This window comes from Sphingomonas sp. AP28 (genome assembly GCF_056680455.1).
Genome location: NZ_CM155283.1, coordinates 3,647,069 through 3,662,643 on the forward strand (window position 1 = coordinate 3,647,069; position 15,575 = coordinate 3,662,643).

Genomic DNA, 15,575 nt, shown 5'->3' on the forward strand with positions numbered 1-15,575 from the left:
GAAGCAAGAATGTCGCAGTTCGATCTGACCGGGATGGTCGCCATCGTCACCGGCTCCTCGCGAGGGATCGGCTTGGCCTCCGCACGCGAACTGGCCGAGCACGGCGCGAAGATCGTGATATCGAGCCGCAAGCAGGACGCGTGTGACACGGTGGCGGCGGAACTCAACGCCAGACACGGAGACGGCACCGCGATCGCCATAGCCGCGAACATCTCCGACAAGGCTGGCCTTCAGCACCTCGTCGACGAGACCCGTGCCAAGTTCGGCCGTATCGACATCCTCGTCTGCAACGCCGCCTCGAACCCCTATTACGGGCCCCAAGCCGGCATCGCCGACGACCAGTTCCGGAAGATCCTCGACAACAACATCGTGTCCAACCACTGGCTGATCCAGATGGTCGCGCCCGAGATGCTGGAGCGCCGCAGCGGTAGCATCATCATCATATCCTCGATCGGTGGCCTGCGCGGCTCGCCGGTGATCGGCGCCTATTGCATCAGCAAGGCCGCCGACATGCAGCTCGCGCGCAACCTCGCGGTCGAGTTCGGGCCGTCCAACGTCCGCGTGAACTGCATCGCCCCCGGCCTGATCAAGACCGACTTCGCGCGAGCGCTGTGGGAGGACCCGCAACGGATCGAGGCGGCGAACACAAGCGTGCCGCTCCGCCGAATCGGCGAGCCCGAAGAGATCGCCGGCGCGGTCGTCTTCCTCGCTTCGCAGGCCAGCGCATTCATGACCGGCCAGACGATGGTCATCGACGGCGGCGTCACGATCTAACCGGGAGGAACCCTCATGCGTTTCGAGAACAAGTCGATCATCGTCACCGGCGCAGGCTCGGGCATCGGCCGCGCAGCCGCACTCCTGTTCGCGAGCGAAGGGGGCAAGGTCATCGTCGCCGACAAGACCGAAGGCGCGGACGAAACCGCCCACCTGATCGCGCAAGCCGGCGGTACGGCCAAGGCGATCCGCATCGACGCCGGGCTCGAAGAGGACGTGATCCGCACGATCGCGTTCGCCTGCGGCAGCTTCGGCGGGCTCGACGTGATGTTCGCCAATGCGGGGATCTCGGGCGGCATGGCGAACCTGTTCGATACCGACGTCGCACTCATTACCGAAGTGCTGCGCGTCAACCTGATCGGCCCGTTCCTCGCGATCAAGCACGCGGCCCCGCGTATCGCCGAACGCGGGAAGGGCGCGATCGTCCTCACCGCCAGCGTCGCCGGCATCCGCTCGGGCGCCGGCTCGCCCGCCTATTCCGCGTCGAAAGCCGGTGTCATCAACCTCGCGGCCGTCTCCGCGCAGCAACTCACCGGCTCGAACGTCCGCGTCAACGCGATCTGCCCCGGCCTGACCGAAACCGGCATGACCAAGCCCGTGTTCGATTACGCGCGCGGGGCGAACAAGATGGACCGCGTCGGCCGCCTCAACCCGCTCCACCGCGGCGCGCAGCCCGAGGAACTTGCCAAGGTCGCGCTGTTCCTCGCGTCCGACGACGCCAGCTACGTCAACGGCCAGGCGATCGCGGTCGATGGCGGTCTCTCGTCCAGCCATCCCGTGACACGGCAGGAATACGGTAAGACCGCCGCCTGACCGATGATGCTGTCGGGTCGCGGCGTTTCGCCCGCTGGATACGCTTGCGCAACGACTTTTGCGGGACCATTTGCGACGTGCGGACGTTGAGCGTCCGACCCCATAAAGGAGAACCCCCATGGCTTTCGAACTCCCACCGCTGCCGTATGCCTATGACGCGCTCGAGCCGGTGATCGACCAGGAAACGATGAAGTTTCATCACGACAAGCATCACGCGGCGTACACGGCCAAGCTGAACGAAGGCGTCGAGAAGGATTCCGCGCTGGCGGGCAAGTCGATCGAGGACATCCTCGGCATGATCTCGTCGCAGCCGCTGCTGGTCCGCAACAATGGCGGCGGTTTCTGGAACCACGACTTCTTCTGGAAGACGATGGCGGCCAAGAACGGCCAGGCTCCGTCGGGCAAGCTCGCCAAGGCGATTGACCGCGACTTCGGTAGCCTCGACAAGCTGAAGGAAGAGTTCAACACCAAGGGTGCAGGACAGTTCGGCTCGGGCTGGGCGTGGCTGATCGCGGATGCGAGCGGCAAGCTGAAGGTTACGAGCACGCCGAACCAGGACAACCCGCTGATGGACGATGCCAAGGAGCCCGGCACGCCGTTGCTCGGCAACGATGTCTGGGAGCACGCCTATTACCTGACGTATAAGAACGATCGTCCGGGCTATCTGAAGGCCTGGTGGGACATCGTGAATTGGGACGTCGTCGGCGAGCGCTACGCGAAGGTCGCTGGCTGACCTGAATTCCCCTCCCGCTTTGCGGGAGGGGTTAGGGGAGGGGGCGACGTACGTACTGGCGTCCGGTTAGTGCGGCACGCCCCTCCCCAGACCCCTCCCGTAAACGGGAGGGGAGTAGAGTTACCCTTCGGGCGGCAGGTCGGTCACGGCCTTGTCGCCCGTTTGCAATCCGTGCTTGAGCAGCATCGGAATGTTGGCGAACGCGAAGAGCAGCGTCAGCGGGATCGCGCCCCAGAGCTTGAAGCCGACCCAGAAATCCCAGGTCGTGTTGCGCCATACTGCCTCGTTCAGCACCGCCATGAACACGAAGAACACCGCCCAGTTGCGCGTCAGTTTGCGCCAGCCATCGGCGGACAGGCCGGGGTAAGCGGTGGCGAGCAGCGACTGGAGTAGCGGGCGCCCGGTGACGAGCCCGAACGTCAGGATCGCAGCGAACATCGCGTAGATGATCGTCGGCTTCATCTGGATGAAGCGCTGGTCGTGGAAATAGATCGTCAGCCCGCCGAACACGACGATCAGCGCGCCCGACAGCCACAGCATCGGCGAGATATGCCCGGTTTTCACCTTGGACACGATCATCGCGGCAATCGTGGCGATGATGAACGCGGTGGTAGCGGCGACGACGCGGACGATCGGCAGGCCGGGCGTGAGGAAGTTCACTGCGAAGAAGACCGCGAGCGGGCCGTAGTCGACCGCCATGCGGAGGCCGGGGGATAGGGGGGGCTTGGTTGGGGTCACGAGATCAATCCAGAATACCGTTCGTCCTGAGCGAAGTCGAAGGACATTGCCACAAACGGGCCGGTCCTTCGACTACGCTCAGGACGAACGGAAAAAGAGGGGGCGTGGAGCGAGTGGAAAGGCGTTACTTCCGAACGCTCTCCACGCCCGCGATGATCCGGCTCACCTCGTTCGCATCGAACGGGCGCAGGTCGGTCATGCCCTCGCCGATGCCAATTGCATGGATCGGCAGGCCGTATTTCTCTGCCGCCGCCACGAGAACGCCGCCGCGGGCGGTGCCGTCGAGCTTGGTCATCACGAGGCCGGTAACGCCGGCGACTTCCTTGAAGACCTCGATCTGCTGCAGCGCATTCTGGCCGGTGGTGGCGTCGAGCACCAGGACGATATCGTGCGGGCTTTCAGGGTTGATGCGACCCAGCACGCGGCGGATCTTCGCCAGCTCGTCCATCAGCTCGCGCTTGTTCTGCAGACGGCCCGCGGTGTCGACGATCAGTACGTCGATGCCCGTCTCGGTCGCCTTCTTGACCGCATCCCACACCACGCCCGCCGCGTCGCCGCCCTCGGGGCCGGTGACGATCGGCACGCCGACGCGCTCGGCCCAGGTGCGGAGCTGGCCGATCGCGGCGGCGCGGAAGGTGTCGCCGGCGGCCAGCATCACGCCGTAATCCTGCTCCATCAGCAGATGCGCGAGCTTGGCGATGGTCGTCGTTTTGCCCGAGCCGTTGACGCCGATGACGAGGATGACCTGCGGGCGGGGAAAGGCGTCGATCTCGATCGGCTTGGCGACCGTGGCTAGCACCTTCTCGACTTCTTCCGCCACGATCACGCGGATGCCGAGTTCCTCCATGTTGCGCTCGAAGCTGCCTTCGGAGAGGCGGCGGCGGATGCGGCCGGCGGTCTCGGGGCCGAGATCGGAGGCGATCAGTGCTTCCTCGATGTCGTCGAGCGTCGAATCGTCGAGCCGCGCGCCGCCGAGGCCGGCGAGGTTGCCGACGAGCCGGTCGGAGGTGCGCTTGAAGCCGCCGATCAGCTTGTCGTGCCAGGTGGGGGTGGTGCTCATGATGGTTCTCGTGTTGCGCTGAGGCGGTCGGACGTGGCGCCGGTGATCGTAATGCGGACGATGTCGCCGGGTATGGCGGGTTCGTCCAGCAGGACTTCTGCGAAATTGCCGATGTGGCCGCGGTCGCCGGGGCGTTCGACGAGCAGATCCTGCGATGTGCCGACAAGCGTTTGCAGCCAGTTCGCTCGAGCCGTTTCGCCGGCGTCGCGGAGGAGGGCGGCGCGCTGGCGGCGGACTTCGGGTTCGACTTGCGGCATCCGCGCGGCGGGGGTGCCGGCGCGGGGCGAGTAGGGGAAGATGTGCGGGTGGACGATGTGGCAGTCGTCGATCAGCGCGCGCGTGTTGGCGAACATCGCCGCGTCCTCGGTCGGGAAGCCGGCGATCAGGTCCGCACCGATCGCGATGTCGGGACGGGCGGTTTTGAGGCGCTCGACGAGGGCGACGCTTTCGGCGCGTGAATGGCGGCGCTTCATGCGCTTGAGGATCATGTCGTCGCCGGCCTGCAATGACAGGTGGACGTGCGGCATGATCCGCGCTTCGGTTGTCAGCAACGCGAAGAGGCGGTCGTCGATCTCGATGCCGTCTAGCGACGAGAGACGCAGGCGTTCAAGTGCGGGCACGTGGTGCAGGATGCGTTCGACGAGGTGGCCGAGCGTGGGCGTGCCGGGGAGGTCGGGGCCGTAGCTGGTCAGGTCGACGCCGGTGAGGACGATCTCGCGGTGGCCTGCGTCGACGAGGCCGGCGATCCGGTCGACGACCGCGCCCGCAGGGACCGAGCGGCTGGGGCCGCGGCCGAACGGGATCGCGCAGAAGGTGCAGCGGTGGTCGCAGCCGTTCTGGACTTCGACGAACGCGCGGGCGTGCGCGGAGAAGCTGGCGGCGAGATGGGGGGCGGTATCGCGGACCTGCATGATGTCGGAGACGACGACCGGGGCGTCAGTCCCCCATACATGCGGCGTCAGCTTGTCCGCATTGCCGACGACGCGGTCGACTTCGGGCATGGCCGCAAAGCTGGCAGGATCAATCTGCGCGGCGCATCCGGTGACGACGATCTGCGCGTCCGGGTGATCGCGTTTGGCACGCCGGATCGCGACGCGCGTTGCTTTTACCGCGGCGTTGGTGACGGCGCAGCTGTTGACCACGACCATGTCCCGCCCGGCGACGAGCGCGCGGATGGTCTCGCTTTCGGCGATGTTGAGGCGGCAGCCGAGGCTGATGACCTCTGGCTGCGGGGCAGATGGCATGGGGCGCGATTTAGGAGGGGCGGGGGGGGAAGTCCACGGTTTGCGGTTTATGGTTTGAGGGGAATACCCGGCGGCCGATAACCGTTCCTCCGCGAAGGCGGGGGGCCAGGGTACCAACCGGGGCACTGCTTGGTCCTGGGCTCCCGCCTTCGCGGGAGAACGAGAGTTTTGTTGGTACCCCACATTCATCAGACACGACCCCGGCGGAGGCCGGAGCCCAATTGGGGAACGAGGGTGGTAAAGGACGGTCCTTCGTCCCAGCAACCTTTCCAATTGGGCCCCGGCCTTCGCCGGGGTGGTGCTTGCCGGGGTGGTGCTTGGCAGATGGGCAGGGTGCTCGCGGTCAGCCCGCCAACCGTGGCGCAATACCGCGAGGCGGTGGCACGCTCCGGTCGGGCCGCTGCGCCAGCAAGCGTTTCTCCGCCAGCAACCGCCGGACCTGCGCCGCACCCAGCGGGCGCCCGTACAAATACCCCTGGCCCTTCGCACAGCCTATGCCGCGCAGGCGCTCCTCGATCGCCGCGTCCTCGATTCCTTCCGCGGTCGTCGGCAGGTTGAGGCTGTCCCCCAGCCGCACGATCGTGTTGACGATCGCCATGCTCTCCGGATTATCCAGGATCGACGAGACGAAGCTCTTGTCGATCTTGATCCGGTCGAACGGCAGCGCCCGCAGATGCGCCAGGCTCGAATAGCCGGTGCCGAAATCGTCGAGCGCGAGGCGGATGCCCTGGTTCTTCAGGCTGCCGACGATCGACTGTGCGAGCGGAAGATTGTCGAACAGTGCGCTCTCGGTGATCTCGATCTCGAGCCGGCTGGCGGGGAAGCCCGTCTCGACCAGCGTCTTGATGATCTTCTGCGCGAGCCACGCATCGCGCAACTGCAGTGGTGAGACGTTGACCGACAAGGTCAGCCCGGCGTCCCAGTCGCGCGCGGCGGCGAAGGCCTGGCGCATGATCGACAGCGACAGGTCGCCGATCAGTCCGGTCTCCTCCGCGATCGGGATGAACACGTCGGGCGCGATCGTGCCGCGCGTCGGATGCTCCCACCGCGCCAGCACTTCGAAACCGGTGATGAGGCCGGTGGTCAGGTCGACCTGCTGCTCGAAATACGGAACGACCTCCTGCGCCGGGATCGCGCTGCGAAGACCCGCTTCGAGTTCGCCGCGCAGTTGCAGCGATCGCTCCATCGAGGTGTCGAACCACGCATGACGACTGCGCCCGGCGGTCTTGGCCGCGTGGAGCGCGATGTCGGCGTTGCGCAGCAAGGCGTCGACCGAGGCGCAGTCGCGATCGGAGCGGGCGATGCCGATCGAGACGCTGGTGTGGATATCAACGCCGTTGGTGCGGAACGGCAAGGCGAGGCCTGCGACCATGCGCTCGGCAATCCGGTCGGCGACGTTCTCGTGCGCGGAGTCGAAGACGAAGGTGCATGCGAATTCGTCCGCCCCCAGTCGCGCGAGCAGGCCAGTGCCGGGCGCGATCGCCGCGATCGTCTCCGCGACATGACCGAGCAACAGGTCGCCGACCGCATAGCCGTGCAGGTCATTGACGCTCTTGAAGTGATCGATGTCGATCGTCAGCATGGCCATCGCCTTGCCGCGGCGGCGGGTACTGGCGAACAGTGCCGCGCCGTCTTCGGACAAGCTGCGGCGATTGAGGAAGCCGGTGAGCGGATCGCGCTGCGCCAGCGCGTGGGCGTGGCGGCCGGCGTCGGACAGAATGCTCAGCTCTTCCGATAGGGCCCGGTATCGGAACCACCCGAACAGGATCAGCGCCGCATTCAACAACAGCGCCGCGACCAGACCGTGATCGATCACCGCATCGCTGCCGTGCCAATGTGCCAGTGCCTTGACGACCGCGGCGCCGGCGGTGCCGACGAATAGAAGCAGTGCGGCGCCCGTGACGGCGCCGGTCATGAATTCCCGACTGATGTTGCGGAGCGAAAATGTCGCCGCCGACTTTACCGTCATGGGGTTTGCCTGTTCGGTCTCTTGCTTGGGTGGCGGTGTGGCATGCGACACGTGTAGGATATGTTAAGAAGCCGTATAGGCGGGGCGGGGCGAGCCGCGGGCGCGATTGGCTGCGCTGCTATTGGGTGCTGTATGCGCCAAAGAAGCAGAGTGTTCTCCCGCGAAGGCGGGAGCCCAGACTGGCCTCCCGCCTTCGCGGGAGAACAATTGGGCGGCGTCTCATTGCGCGCTCGGCGACCCATCTTGCATCCCTAACCGCATTCCGGTAGGTGGCAGCCCACGTTCCGTTACGGGGCGCATTGGACGAGCATCCAAGGATGCACGCTGGCCGGCGAGGTTTCGCCCGCCGGCGCTTTTGCGTTTGGTAGCGGTGTATGGGAGTATTTCGATGTTCGAAAGCCTGAGCGATCGACTTGGCGGCGTCTTCGACCGCCTTCGCGGCCGGGGTGCGCTGACCGAAGCGGACGTGCGCGCGGCGATGCGCGAAGTGCGCGTCGCGCTGCTCGAAGCCGACGTCGCGCTGCCCGTCGCGCGCGAGTTCGTCGAGAAGGCGACCGAGAAGGCGATCGGCCAGAACGTCCTGCGCTCGGTCACGCCGGGGCAGCAGGTCGTCAAGATCGTCAGCGATGCGCTGGTCGAGATGCTCGGTTCGGATGCCGTAGAGCTGGAGCTAGGCGTCACGCCGCCGGCCGTCATCATGATGGTTGGCCTCCAGGGTTCGGGCAAGACGACCACCACGGCCAAGATCGCCAAGCGGCTGGCGGCGGGGCAGGCCAATTTCGGCCAGGCCGGTCGCGAGCGCAAGAAGGTGCTGATGGCATCGCTCGACGTCAATCGCCCGAACGCGCAGGAGCAGCTCGCGACGCTCGGCACGCAGATCGACGTCGCGACGCTGCCGATCGTGCAGGGTCAGCAACCGGTCGATATCGCGCGGCGTGCGATGCAGGCGGCCAAGCTCCAGGGCTATGACGTCCTGATGCTCGACACGGCGGGTCGACTTCATGTCGACCAGGCGTTGATGGACGAGATGAAGGCGGTTGCCGACGTCGCGAACCCGGCCGAGATCCTGCTCGTCGTCGACTCGCTGACCGGCCAGGACGCGGTCAACGTCGCGCAGAACTTCAGCGACCAGGTGCCGCTGACGGGTATCGTGCTGACCCGCATGGACGGCGATGCCCGCGGCGGCGCGGCGCTGTCGATGCGCGCGGTCACCGGCAAGCCGATCAAGTTCGCCGGCACCGGCGAGAAGCTCGATGCGCTTGAGGCGTTCCATCCGGAGCGCGTCGCGGGTCGGATCCTCGGGATGGGCGACGTCGTCAGCCTGGTCGAGCGCGCGGCGGAGTCGATCCAGGCCGAAGACGCCGAGCGGATGGCCGCCAAGATGGCCAAGGGTCAGTTCGACATGAACGACCTGCGTGCCCAGCTGGCGCAGATGCAGCGGATGGGCGGGCTCGGCGCGCTGGCGGGGATGATCCCCGGCATGAAAAAGGCGCAGGGCGCGGTCGCGTCCGCCGGTGGTGAAAAAATGCTGGTGCACATGGACGCGATGATCGGATCGATGACGATCAAGGAGCGCAACAAGCCCGAACTGATCAACGCCAAGCGCAAGATCCGCATCGCCAAGGGCTCCGGGACGACCGTCCAGGAGGTCAACAAGCTGCTGAAGATGCACCTCGAAATGTCGACCGCCATGAAGAAGATCAAGAAGATGGGCGGAATGAAGGGCATGATGGCGATGCTTGGAAAAGGTGGCCTTGGCGGCGGTCTTGGCGGCATCGGCAATGCGATCGGTGGGCCGCAGATGGGCGACATGCTCAACAAGGCTGGTGCCGGTGGCCTTCCTGGCGGTGGCGGTGGTCTGCCGGGGCTTGGTGGCCCCAAGATGCCGCAGATGCCTGCCGGTTTCGACGATTTTCTGAAGAAGAAATAACCTCCTTATCCAACCACGACACCTCGGCTTTGCTCGGGGATCTATCTAGAAAACGAAGGAAAATATCATGGCAATCAACATTCGCCTCGCGCGCGGTGGCTCCAAGAAGCGTCCCTACTACAAGATCGTCGTTGCCGATGCGCGTTCGCCGCGTGATGGCCGCTTCATCGAGAAGATCGGCAACTACAACCCGCTCCTCGCCAAGGACAACGAGCAGCGCGTCCAGCTCGACGCCGATCGCGCAAAGCATTGGCTGAGCGTCGGCGCGCAGCCGACCGACCGCGTCGCGCGCTTCCTCGACCAGGCTGGCGTGCTCGAGCGTTCGGCGCGCAACAACCCGAACAAGGGCAAGCCCGGCGAGAAGGCCACCGAGCGCGCTGAAGAGCGTGCGACCAAGGCGGCTGAAGCTGCCGAGGCCGAAGCTGCTGCGAAGGCGGCACCTGCTGCCGAGGCAGAGGCTGCTCCTGCCGAGACCGAAGAAGCCGCTTCGTAAGACAGCGCTCCTGGAGAGGGGCAGGGCGTGATCGTCCTACCCCTCTCCGTCATGCCGGGCTCGTTCCGGCATCCACCCGTCCGCGGACCCGATAGACTGGGTACGCGGAACGGTGGACCCCGGAACAGGTCCGGGGTGACGTTGGCGCGGGATGCATCTCCCGCTCCAACCGCGGGTCGCTAACCGCACCCGATCCGGACTTCATGCGTTCTCTCAATCGGTAACCCCGAACAGGAGCGCATGATGGCCCCCGAAACCGACCCCCGCACAGCCCCCGCACCCGAGGACATCGAAGATGCCACCAACCAAGGCGTCTCCGCCGACGACCCCGCCGAAGGCTCCGACGACACTCCCGGTCGCGATGAAGGCTCCGCGCAAGGCTGACGTGACGCTCGCCGTCGTCATCGGTGCGCACGGCATCGGTGGCGAAGTGCGGCTGAAGGTCTTCGCCGAGAATTTCGGCAGCTATAAGAGTTTCAACAATGGCGCGCTGTCGCTGAAGTCCGCTCGTAACGGTAACAACGGCATGATCGCGCGCTTCGCCGAGGTCGCCGATCGCAACGCTGCCGAGGCGATGCGCGGAACCGAGCTGACTGTGCCGCGGTCTTCGCTGCCGCCGCTGGAAGACGGTGAGTATTATCACACGGATGTGATCGGTCTCGATGTTGTCTCGACCGATGGCGAGGCGATCGGACGGGTCGTTGCAATCGATAATTTCGGTGCGGGTGACGTGATCGAGATCGAGCGGCCGTCCGTGGATGACAAGCCCGGCAAGCGGTTCATGATACCGATGCGGCCCGAGGCCGTTCCCGAATGGGATGCCGACCGGCTTATCGTAGAGGCTTCGTTCGCGGCTGAGTGAGCCTTGTTCTCCCAAGTTGAGTAGCGATTACCGCCGAAGTGGACTCTGCTCGGCGAGCATGTTTCGGATCGTCGTGGCGGCGACGCCGGCTTCTCCCATCGCGTGGCTGATCTGGTCGAGGCCCTTCACCACGTCGCCCGCTGCGAACAGGCCGGGGATCGACGTGCGCTGGTGCGAGTCGACTTCCAGGCAACCGTCCTCAGACGCGCGCGCACCCGCCGCGACGGCTAGTTCCGAACGGATAACCGATCCGAGCGCCGGATAGATGCTGTCGAACGATAACCGTCCGTCGACCGTGTCGAGTGCGAGCTTATCTGCCTCGATTGCGTAGTTGCCGCAGGGGCCTCCGACGCGGACGATCCCGGCATCGTCGAGTGCCGTCTCGCATGCCGGATCGAGATCGTGGCCGCCTTCGGGCGCGATCAGCGTCACGTCCTTTGTGTAGCCGCGCAGAAACAGCGCCTCGCGCATGCCGTGGTCGCCGGTGCCGATGATGCCGACGCGCTTGTCGGTGACCTCATAGCCGTCGCAGATCGGGCAGTAGCGGAGCAACCCGGCCTCCAGCGCTTCGTCGTGGATCGCGTCGGGCATGTCCGGACGGTTGTTCACGACCCCGGTGGCGAGCAGCACGCTCCGGGCCCGCGCGCGTCGGTCGCCGAGCCGTACGGTGAAGCCTTCGTCCTCCACCTCGATCGCATCTACCCGCACGCCCTCGCGCACTGCACCGTAATGATCCGCCTGTGCCAGCATCCGGGCTAGCAGGTCCGTGCCGCGGATGCCTTCTGGATAGCCCGCATGATTATGCGTGCAGGGGATAAGCGCGGCGCGGCTGCTGCCGCAATCGAACAGGCGGATCGAGAGGTGGAAGCGCGCGAGATAGATGGCTGCGGTGAGGCCCGCCGGGCCGGCGCCGATGATGATGCAATCGTCCATTCGCCGCGAGCGTTTCGCCAGCGTAATTGTTCCACTGCGCCGATCCGTATAAGTGCTGGGCGCATTCGGCGCCGCACGCTGGCGCAAACGCATAGAGAATTGGACGCTGTGACTTTCGCTGCCACGATATTGACGCTGTATCCGGAGATGTTTCCGGGGCCGCTGGGGACGTCTCTTGCGGGGCGGGCGCTCGGGGAGGGGCGGTGGTCCTGCTCGCCGGTGCAGATCCGCGACTTTGCGACGGACAAGCACAAGTCGGTGGACGATACGCCGGCGGGGGGCGGGGCTGGGATGGTGCTCCGGGCCGACGTGGTGGCTTCGGCGATCGACAGCGTTGCGGATGGGCGGCCGGTGCTGGCGATGACGCCTCGGGGGAAGCCGCTTACCCAGGAGCGGGTTCGGGAGCTCGCCAAGGGCCCTGGCGTCACCATTCTCTGTGGCCGGTTCGAGGGGTTCGACGAACGGCTGTTCGAGGCGCGGGAGATCGAGGAGGTCTCGATCGGCGACTACATCCTGTCGGGGGGCGAGATGGGCGCGCTGGTGCTGCTCGATGCTTGCATTCGGCTGCTGCCCGGCGTAATGGGCGCGGCTTCTAGTGGGGATGACGAGAGCTTCGAAACGGGGCTGCTCGAATATCCACACTATACCCGACCTCAGATTTGGGAAGGGCGCACGATCCCGCAGGTGCTGCGATCGGGGGATCATGCGAAGATCGCTGCATGGCGCAAACGCCGCGCAGAGATCGATACACGGTCACGGCGACCGGACCTTTGGGAGCGCCATGAGGGCGTTCGGGTCCAGTCGCCCTCTGGCGCGCAGCGACACGAGGACGAGACATGAACCTGTTGCAGACGATCGAAGCCGAGAACATCGCGAAGTTCCTGGCCAACAAGACGATCCCCGATTTCCGCCCCGGCGACACGCTCAAGGTCGGCGTGAAGGTCGTCGAAGGCGAGCGCACGCGTATTCAGAACTACGAGGGCGTGTGCATCGCGCGCTCGAACAAGGGCATGGGCTCGAACTTCACCGTGCGTAAGATGAGCTTCGGCGAGGGCGTCGAGCGCGTCTTCCCGCTCTACTCGCCGAACGTCGATTCGATCGAAGTCGTCCGCAAGGGCGCCGTGCGTCGCGCCAAGCTGTATTACCTGCGTGGCCGCACCGGCAAGGCAGCGCGTATCGCCGAGCGTCGCGACATGCGCCCTGCCAAGGGCACTGCAGCCGCCGAGTAATCGGAGCCTGCTGGAGTTGGAGAAGGGCGCGGGGGCGATGGTCCCCGCGCCCTTTTTCGTTGTGCGCCTGAAATCAGTGTCTTGCGGCGATGCTGCAGTGCGGAAGTGCACGAAGTTCACAGTCTCACAGCGTTCTGCACATCCCCCGATATGGGGTCGGATAGGGGCGTTCTGGGCCGAGGTGCTGCATGCGGGATAGGTGGGGTGGGGCATCGGCCAAGGTTGCGCTCCGAGGTGCGTGTAGGACAGCGGATTAGCACGTCGGCCGGCGGCGGCCGTGGTGTCTGCGCGTTTCTCCGTCCTTCGGGGCGTCGGGGGAGGTTGTCGGGTCGGATATGGACGCGCGGTCGTGCGCAGACCGACTGCCGCTTCCTTGTTCTCCCGCCCGCTATTTTGTTCTCCCGCGAAGGCGGGAGCCCAGTCTGGGTCCCCGCCTTCGCGGGGAAACACGTCTTGCTGGCGGACTCGAATGCCGCCTGCTTGGACTAGGCGAAGCAATGCCACACTGAGCGCGCTCGCGCGGACATGCCCCACCCCGACCCTCCCCTGAAGAGGAGGGAGTTTTCGTCGTGGCACCATGCAATTTCGGCGCGTCACGCAACGCATTGACATCCCCGCGCGGGCGGGGAGCCCTCTCCTCGGGACTTATGATCACATTGCGCCACGGAGCGCAGCTCAAGGAATGGATTCACGCGAAGGCGCGAAGGCGCGAAGAGAAGACCGGGCAAGTGCGCTAAATAAGCTGCTTCTCTTCGCGCCTTAGCGCCTTCGCGTGAACATGCCCTTCTCCGTCATCCTGACGAAAGTCAGGGCCCAGGATCACGAACGCCGCGCTGCTTGGCTCTGGGTCCTGACTTTCGTCAGGATGACGGCGTGGGTGGGGAGCGTTCCGCTTGTAATCACGAACGCTGCCGCCGGAAGGGCGTACCTGTGGGGCATACGCGTCTAAGGTGGCCCGCAGGCACCCGTCAGCCCGCCTCAAGCCCCCGTCAGGCGTCGCGCCACGTGCCGGGCTCCAGACCCGCCACGGTCCAGTCGCCGATGCTCCACCGGACCAGCCGCAGCGTGGGGTGGTCGATCGCGGCGGTCATGCGGCGGACTTGGCGGTTGCGGCCTTCGCGGATCGTTATCTTCAGCCAGCAATCGGGGATACTCGCGCGGACCCGGATCGGTGGCACGCGCGGCCAGAGGTCGGGCGCGGCGATCCGCTCGACGTCGGCGCGGGCAGGGCCGTCCTTCAGCAGGACGCCGCCCCGTAACCGATCGAGCGCGTCCTCGCCGGCATCGCCCTCGACCTGCACGAGATAGGTCTTGGCCAGCTTGAACTTCGGGTCCGCGATCCGCGCCTGGAGGCGACCGTCGTCGGTCAGCAGCAACAGCCCTTCGCTATCGCGGTCGAGCCGCCCCGCCGGATAGACGCCCGGCACATCGACGAACTGCGACAGCGTCGCGCGCGGGGTCGGACTGTTCACGTCGGTGAACTGGCTGAGGACGTCATACGGTTTGTTGAACAGGATTACGCGGGGCATGGCGGGGCTTTAGAGGGATTGGCGATGGGGTTCGACCGTAATTCCTCCCCTGCAAGGGGAGGTGGCAGCGCACAGCGCTGACGGAGGGGTGACCCGCTCACGATAGGGCGTCACCCCTCCGTCGCTTCGCGCCACCTCCCCTTACAGGGGAGGATCAGATTGTGCAGCCGCCCGCCGGATAAGGGCCGACTTTCCTCGTTAGAATGGCACGTCGTCGTCTAAGTCGTCAGAGAAACCCCCAACCGAACCGAAGCTTCCTCCCACCTTCGTCGGCAGTGCTGGGCTTCGCCTATGCTCTTCCTCAGATCGCTTGATCTCTGCGTAGCGTTCTAAGAGTCGATCCCGCCCCGGTTCCGTCAACGAATAGGACACATAAGGATCGCCGTCTCGATCCTGACCTTCATTTTTGACTATCAAGGCATCTTTGATCAGTGCCAAAATCGCCAGGCTTGCCAGTCCATTCGAGTATCCGTCATTCGCAAGTGACCGCGTAAGGCTGTAGGCCGAAATTCCCATACTGTCGCCGGTCTCGGCTTCCAGAACCTCAAGCATCAGCTTGTCCTTAAGCGCGTCGCTTGGCGTATCTCGGACAATGGCTGGCAGCATTGGCTCAGATATTGGAACGCGATTAGACGCGTCGATAAGTGCCGCAGAGATCGCTATTTCAATCTCTTCTTGGAGTTTTTGGAAATCGCCGGCCGTATCCGTTTTGTAGAAAATCACCGGGCGATGGCCGATATCAAAAGGTAATGTTGGGCGTTTTGCTTTGTCACAGACCATCACCAGCGGGATGCCGATATCGAGTGCGTACCCGAGTTCAATAAACACGTTCGGATTATTTTCTGAGATTTCAGCGAATGCGACCGTCGCTTCGCGCAACGCACCTTCGATCTTTTCGATAATCGGTTTGCTGCCAAGAATTCGATCTGCTCGCACGGCCGAGGCACCGCCGGCAGTGATAGCGGGTGCAAATGTCTCTTCATATCGGCGGTCGTAAGTGCCACCGTCGAAAACCTGAATTACGAAACAAGTCTGCTTCACATAGCCTCCTGCCAATTGCGATAGCAGACCGCATTTACAGCCGAAGAACAAGGGTGTTATTGCCCTGTTATCATGGCGGTGGACAAGGCAGACGTAACGATCTGGGCGGATCGTATGTCTCGAACTTTGAGTTCCGTGGAGGGTGGGCGCTCAGTACGTGAAATAAGTCGTAAAATTAAAAGGGCCGCAGTGTTTCCACCGCGGCCCGTTCGTTCGATCAGCAATCC

General features: G+C 64.9%; 16 protein-coding genes. 9 read left to right on the top strand and 7 right to left on the bottom strand.

From position 1 onward, the window contains the following. The first annotated feature begins 9 nt into the window (after positions 1–9). The 3 genes from AC1MH0_RS16800 (at position 10) to AC1MH0_RS16810 (ending at position 2,320) form a co-directional block, all read left to right on the top strand. A complete protein-coding gene (locus tag AC1MH0_RS16800; protein ID WP_480963709.1) occupies positions 10–774 on the top strand; it encodes an SDR family oxidoreductase in 765 nt (254 codons plus the stop codon). 15 nt (positions 775–789) lie between these two features. After that, positions 790–1,587 (top strand): SDR family NAD(P)-dependent oxidoreductase, encoded by a 798-nt coding sequence (locus AC1MH0_RS16805; RefSeq protein ID WP_480963710.1) that lies wholly within the window; start codon positions 790–792, stop codon positions 1,585–1,587. Between the two features lie 118 nt (positions 1,588–1,705). Further along, positions 1,706–2,320 carry a superoxide dismutase gene (locus AC1MH0_RS16810; protein WP_480963711.1) on the top strand — a complete coding sequence of 205 codons (615 nt, stop codon included), beginning with the start codon at positions 1,706–1,708 and terminating at the stop codon, positions 2,318–2,320. 120 nt (positions 2,321–2,440) lie between these two features. On the opposite strand, the gene AC1MH0_RS16815 is transcribed toward AC1MH0_RS16810, so the two are convergent. The 4 genes from AC1MH0_RS16815 to AC1MH0_RS16830 all read right to left on the bottom strand — a co-directional run bounded on the left by AC1MH0_RS16815 (position 2,441) and on the right by AC1MH0_RS16830 (position 7,331). Beyond that, positions 2,441–3,067, bottom strand: coding sequence for a septation protein A (locus AC1MH0_RS16815; protein WP_353470832.1), 627 nt, complete (start codon positions 3,065–3,067; stop codon positions 2,441–2,443). Between the two features lie 115 nt (positions 3,068–3,182). Next, positions 3,183–4,118, bottom strand: coding sequence for a signal recognition particle-docking protein FtsY (ftsY, locus tag AC1MH0_RS16820; protein WP_056051078.1), 936 nt, complete (start codon positions 4,116–4,118; stop codon positions 3,183–3,185). Beyond that, positions 4,115–5,362: a tRNA (N(6)-L-threonylcarbamoyladenosine(37)-C(2))-methylthiotransferase MtaB gene (gene mtaB / locus AC1MH0_RS16825; protein ID WP_480963712.1), complete on the bottom strand. Its 1,248-nt coding sequence runs from the start codon at positions 5,360–5,362 to the stop codon at positions 4,115–4,117. The genes ftsY and mtaB overlap by 4 nt, the downstream gene beginning before the upstream one ends. A 343-nt stretch (positions 5,363–5,705) precedes the next feature. Next, entirely contained in the window at positions 5,706–7,331 is a 1,626-nt protein-coding gene (locus AC1MH0_RS16830) for a putative bifunctional diguanylate cyclase/phosphodiesterase (RefSeq protein WP_480963713.1), read from the bottom strand. A gap of 388 nt (positions 7,332–7,719) precedes the next feature. On the opposite strand from AC1MH0_RS16830, the gene ffh reads away from it, so the two are divergent. The 4 genes from ffh (at position 7,720) to rimM (ending at position 10,616) form a co-directional block, all read left to right on the top strand. Next, positions 7,720–9,261, top strand: a complete 1,542-nt coding sequence (gene ffh / locus AC1MH0_RS16835) for a signal recognition particle protein (protein ID WP_480963714.1) — start codon at positions 7,720–7,722, stop codon at positions 9,259–9,261. A gap of 67 nt (positions 9,262–9,328) precedes the next feature. After that, on the top strand, positions 9,329–9,754 hold the full coding sequence (rpsP, locus tag AC1MH0_RS16840) for a 30S ribosomal protein S16 (protein WP_056051069.1): 426 nt from the start codon (positions 9,329–9,331) through the stop codon (positions 9,752–9,754). Between the two features lie 243 nt (positions 9,755–9,997). After that, positions 9,998–10,138, top strand: coding sequence for a hypothetical protein (locus tag AC1MH0_RS16845; RefSeq protein WP_165895105.1), 141 nt, complete (start codon positions 9,998–10,000; stop codon positions 10,136–10,138). Continuing rightward, a complete protein-coding gene (gene rimM / locus AC1MH0_RS16850; RefSeq protein WP_121904105.1) occupies positions 10,116–10,616 on the top strand; it encodes a ribosome maturation factor RimM in 501 nt (166 codons plus the stop codon). Before AC1MH0_RS16845 ends, rimM begins: the two co-directional genes overlap by 23 nt. A gap of 27 nt (positions 10,617–10,643) precedes the next feature. Here rimM and AC1MH0_RS16855 read toward each other — a convergent pair whose 3' ends face one another. Next, entirely contained in the window at positions 10,644–11,549 is a 906-nt protein-coding gene (locus tag AC1MH0_RS16855; protein WP_480963715.1) for an NAD(P)/FAD-dependent oxidoreductase, read from the bottom strand. A 108-nt stretch (positions 11,550–11,657) separates the two neighbouring features. Between AC1MH0_RS16855 and trmD the strand changes: the two genes are divergently transcribed. Both trmD and rplS read left to right on the top strand, forming a co-directional pair. Next, positions 11,658–12,389, top strand: a complete 732-nt coding sequence (gene trmD / locus AC1MH0_RS16860) for a tRNA (guanosine(37)-N1)-methyltransferase TrmD (RefSeq protein ID WP_480963716.1) — start codon at positions 11,658–11,660, stop codon at positions 12,387–12,389. Beyond that, positions 12,386–12,778: a 50S ribosomal protein L19 gene (rplS, locus tag AC1MH0_RS16865; RefSeq protein WP_031395442.1), complete on the top strand. Its 393-nt coding sequence runs from the start codon at positions 12,386–12,388 to the stop codon at positions 12,776–12,778. Before trmD ends, rplS begins: the two co-directional genes overlap by 4 nt. 989 nt (positions 12,779–13,767) lie before the next feature. Here the strand turns inward: rplS and AC1MH0_RS16870 are convergent. After that, positions 13,768–14,307, bottom strand: a complete 540-nt coding sequence (locus AC1MH0_RS16870) for a pseudouridine synthase (protein ID WP_333922920.1) — start codon at positions 14,305–14,307, stop codon at positions 13,768–13,770. 198 nt (positions 14,308–14,505) lie between these two features. Then, positions 14,506–15,348 (bottom strand): hypothetical protein, encoded by an 843-nt coding sequence (locus AC1MH0_RS16875; RefSeq protein WP_480963717.1) that lies wholly within the window; start codon positions 15,346–15,348, stop codon positions 14,506–14,508. Positions 15,349–15,575 lie beyond the last annotated feature (227 nt).

Excerpts from the sequence above, each read along its gene's own strand:
- AC1MH0_RS16845 (WP_165895105.1), top strand. The coding sequence starts at position 9,998 with ATGGCCCCCGAAACCGACCCCCGCACAGCCCCCGCACCCGAGGACATC.
- mtaB (WP_480963712.1), bottom strand. The coding sequence starts at position 5,362 with ATGCCATCTGCCCCGCAGCCAGAGGTCATCAGCCTCGGCTGCCGCCTC.
- AC1MH0_RS16830 (WP_480963713.1), bottom strand. The coding sequence starts at position 7,331 with ATGACGGTAAAGTCGGCGGCGACATTTTCGCTCCGCAACATCAGTCGG.
- AC1MH0_RS16855 (WP_480963715.1), bottom strand. The coding sequence starts at position 11,549 with ATGGACGATTGCATCATCATCGGCGCCGGCCCGGCGGGCCTCACCGCA.
- ffh (WP_480963714.1), top strand. The coding sequence starts at position 7,720 with ATGTTCGAAAGCCTGAGCGATCGACTTGGCGGCGTCTTCGACCGCCTT.
- AC1MH0_RS16805 (WP_480963710.1), top strand. The coding sequence starts at position 790 with ATGCGTTTCGAGAACAAGTCGATCATCGTCACCGGCGCAGGCTCGGGC.
- rpsP (WP_056051069.1), top strand. The coding sequence starts at position 9,329 with ATGGCAATCAACATTCGCCTCGCGCGCGGTGGCTCCAAGAAGCGTCCC.
- AC1MH0_RS16810 (WP_480963711.1), top strand. The coding sequence starts at position 1,706 with ATGGCTTTCGAACTCCCACCGCTGCCGTATGCCTATGACGCGCTCGAG.
- rplS (WP_031395442.1), top strand. The coding sequence starts at position 12,386 with ATGAACCTGTTGCAGACGATCGAAGCCGAGAACATCGCGAAGTTCCTG.
- AC1MH0_RS16870 (WP_333922920.1), bottom strand. The coding sequence starts at position 14,307 with ATGCCCCGCGTAATCCTGTTCAACAAACCGTATGACGTCCTCAGCCAG.
- rimM (WP_121904105.1), top strand. The coding sequence starts at position 10,116 with ATGAAGGCTCCGCGCAAGGCTGACGTGACGCTCGCCGTCGTCATCGGT.
- AC1MH0_RS16800 (WP_480963709.1), top strand. The coding sequence starts at position 10 with ATGTCGCAGTTCGATCTGACCGGGATGGTCGCCATCGTCACCGGCTCC.
- ftsY (WP_056051078.1), bottom strand. The coding sequence starts at position 4,118 with ATGAGCACCACCCCCACCTGGCACGACAAGCTGATCGGCGGCTTCAAG.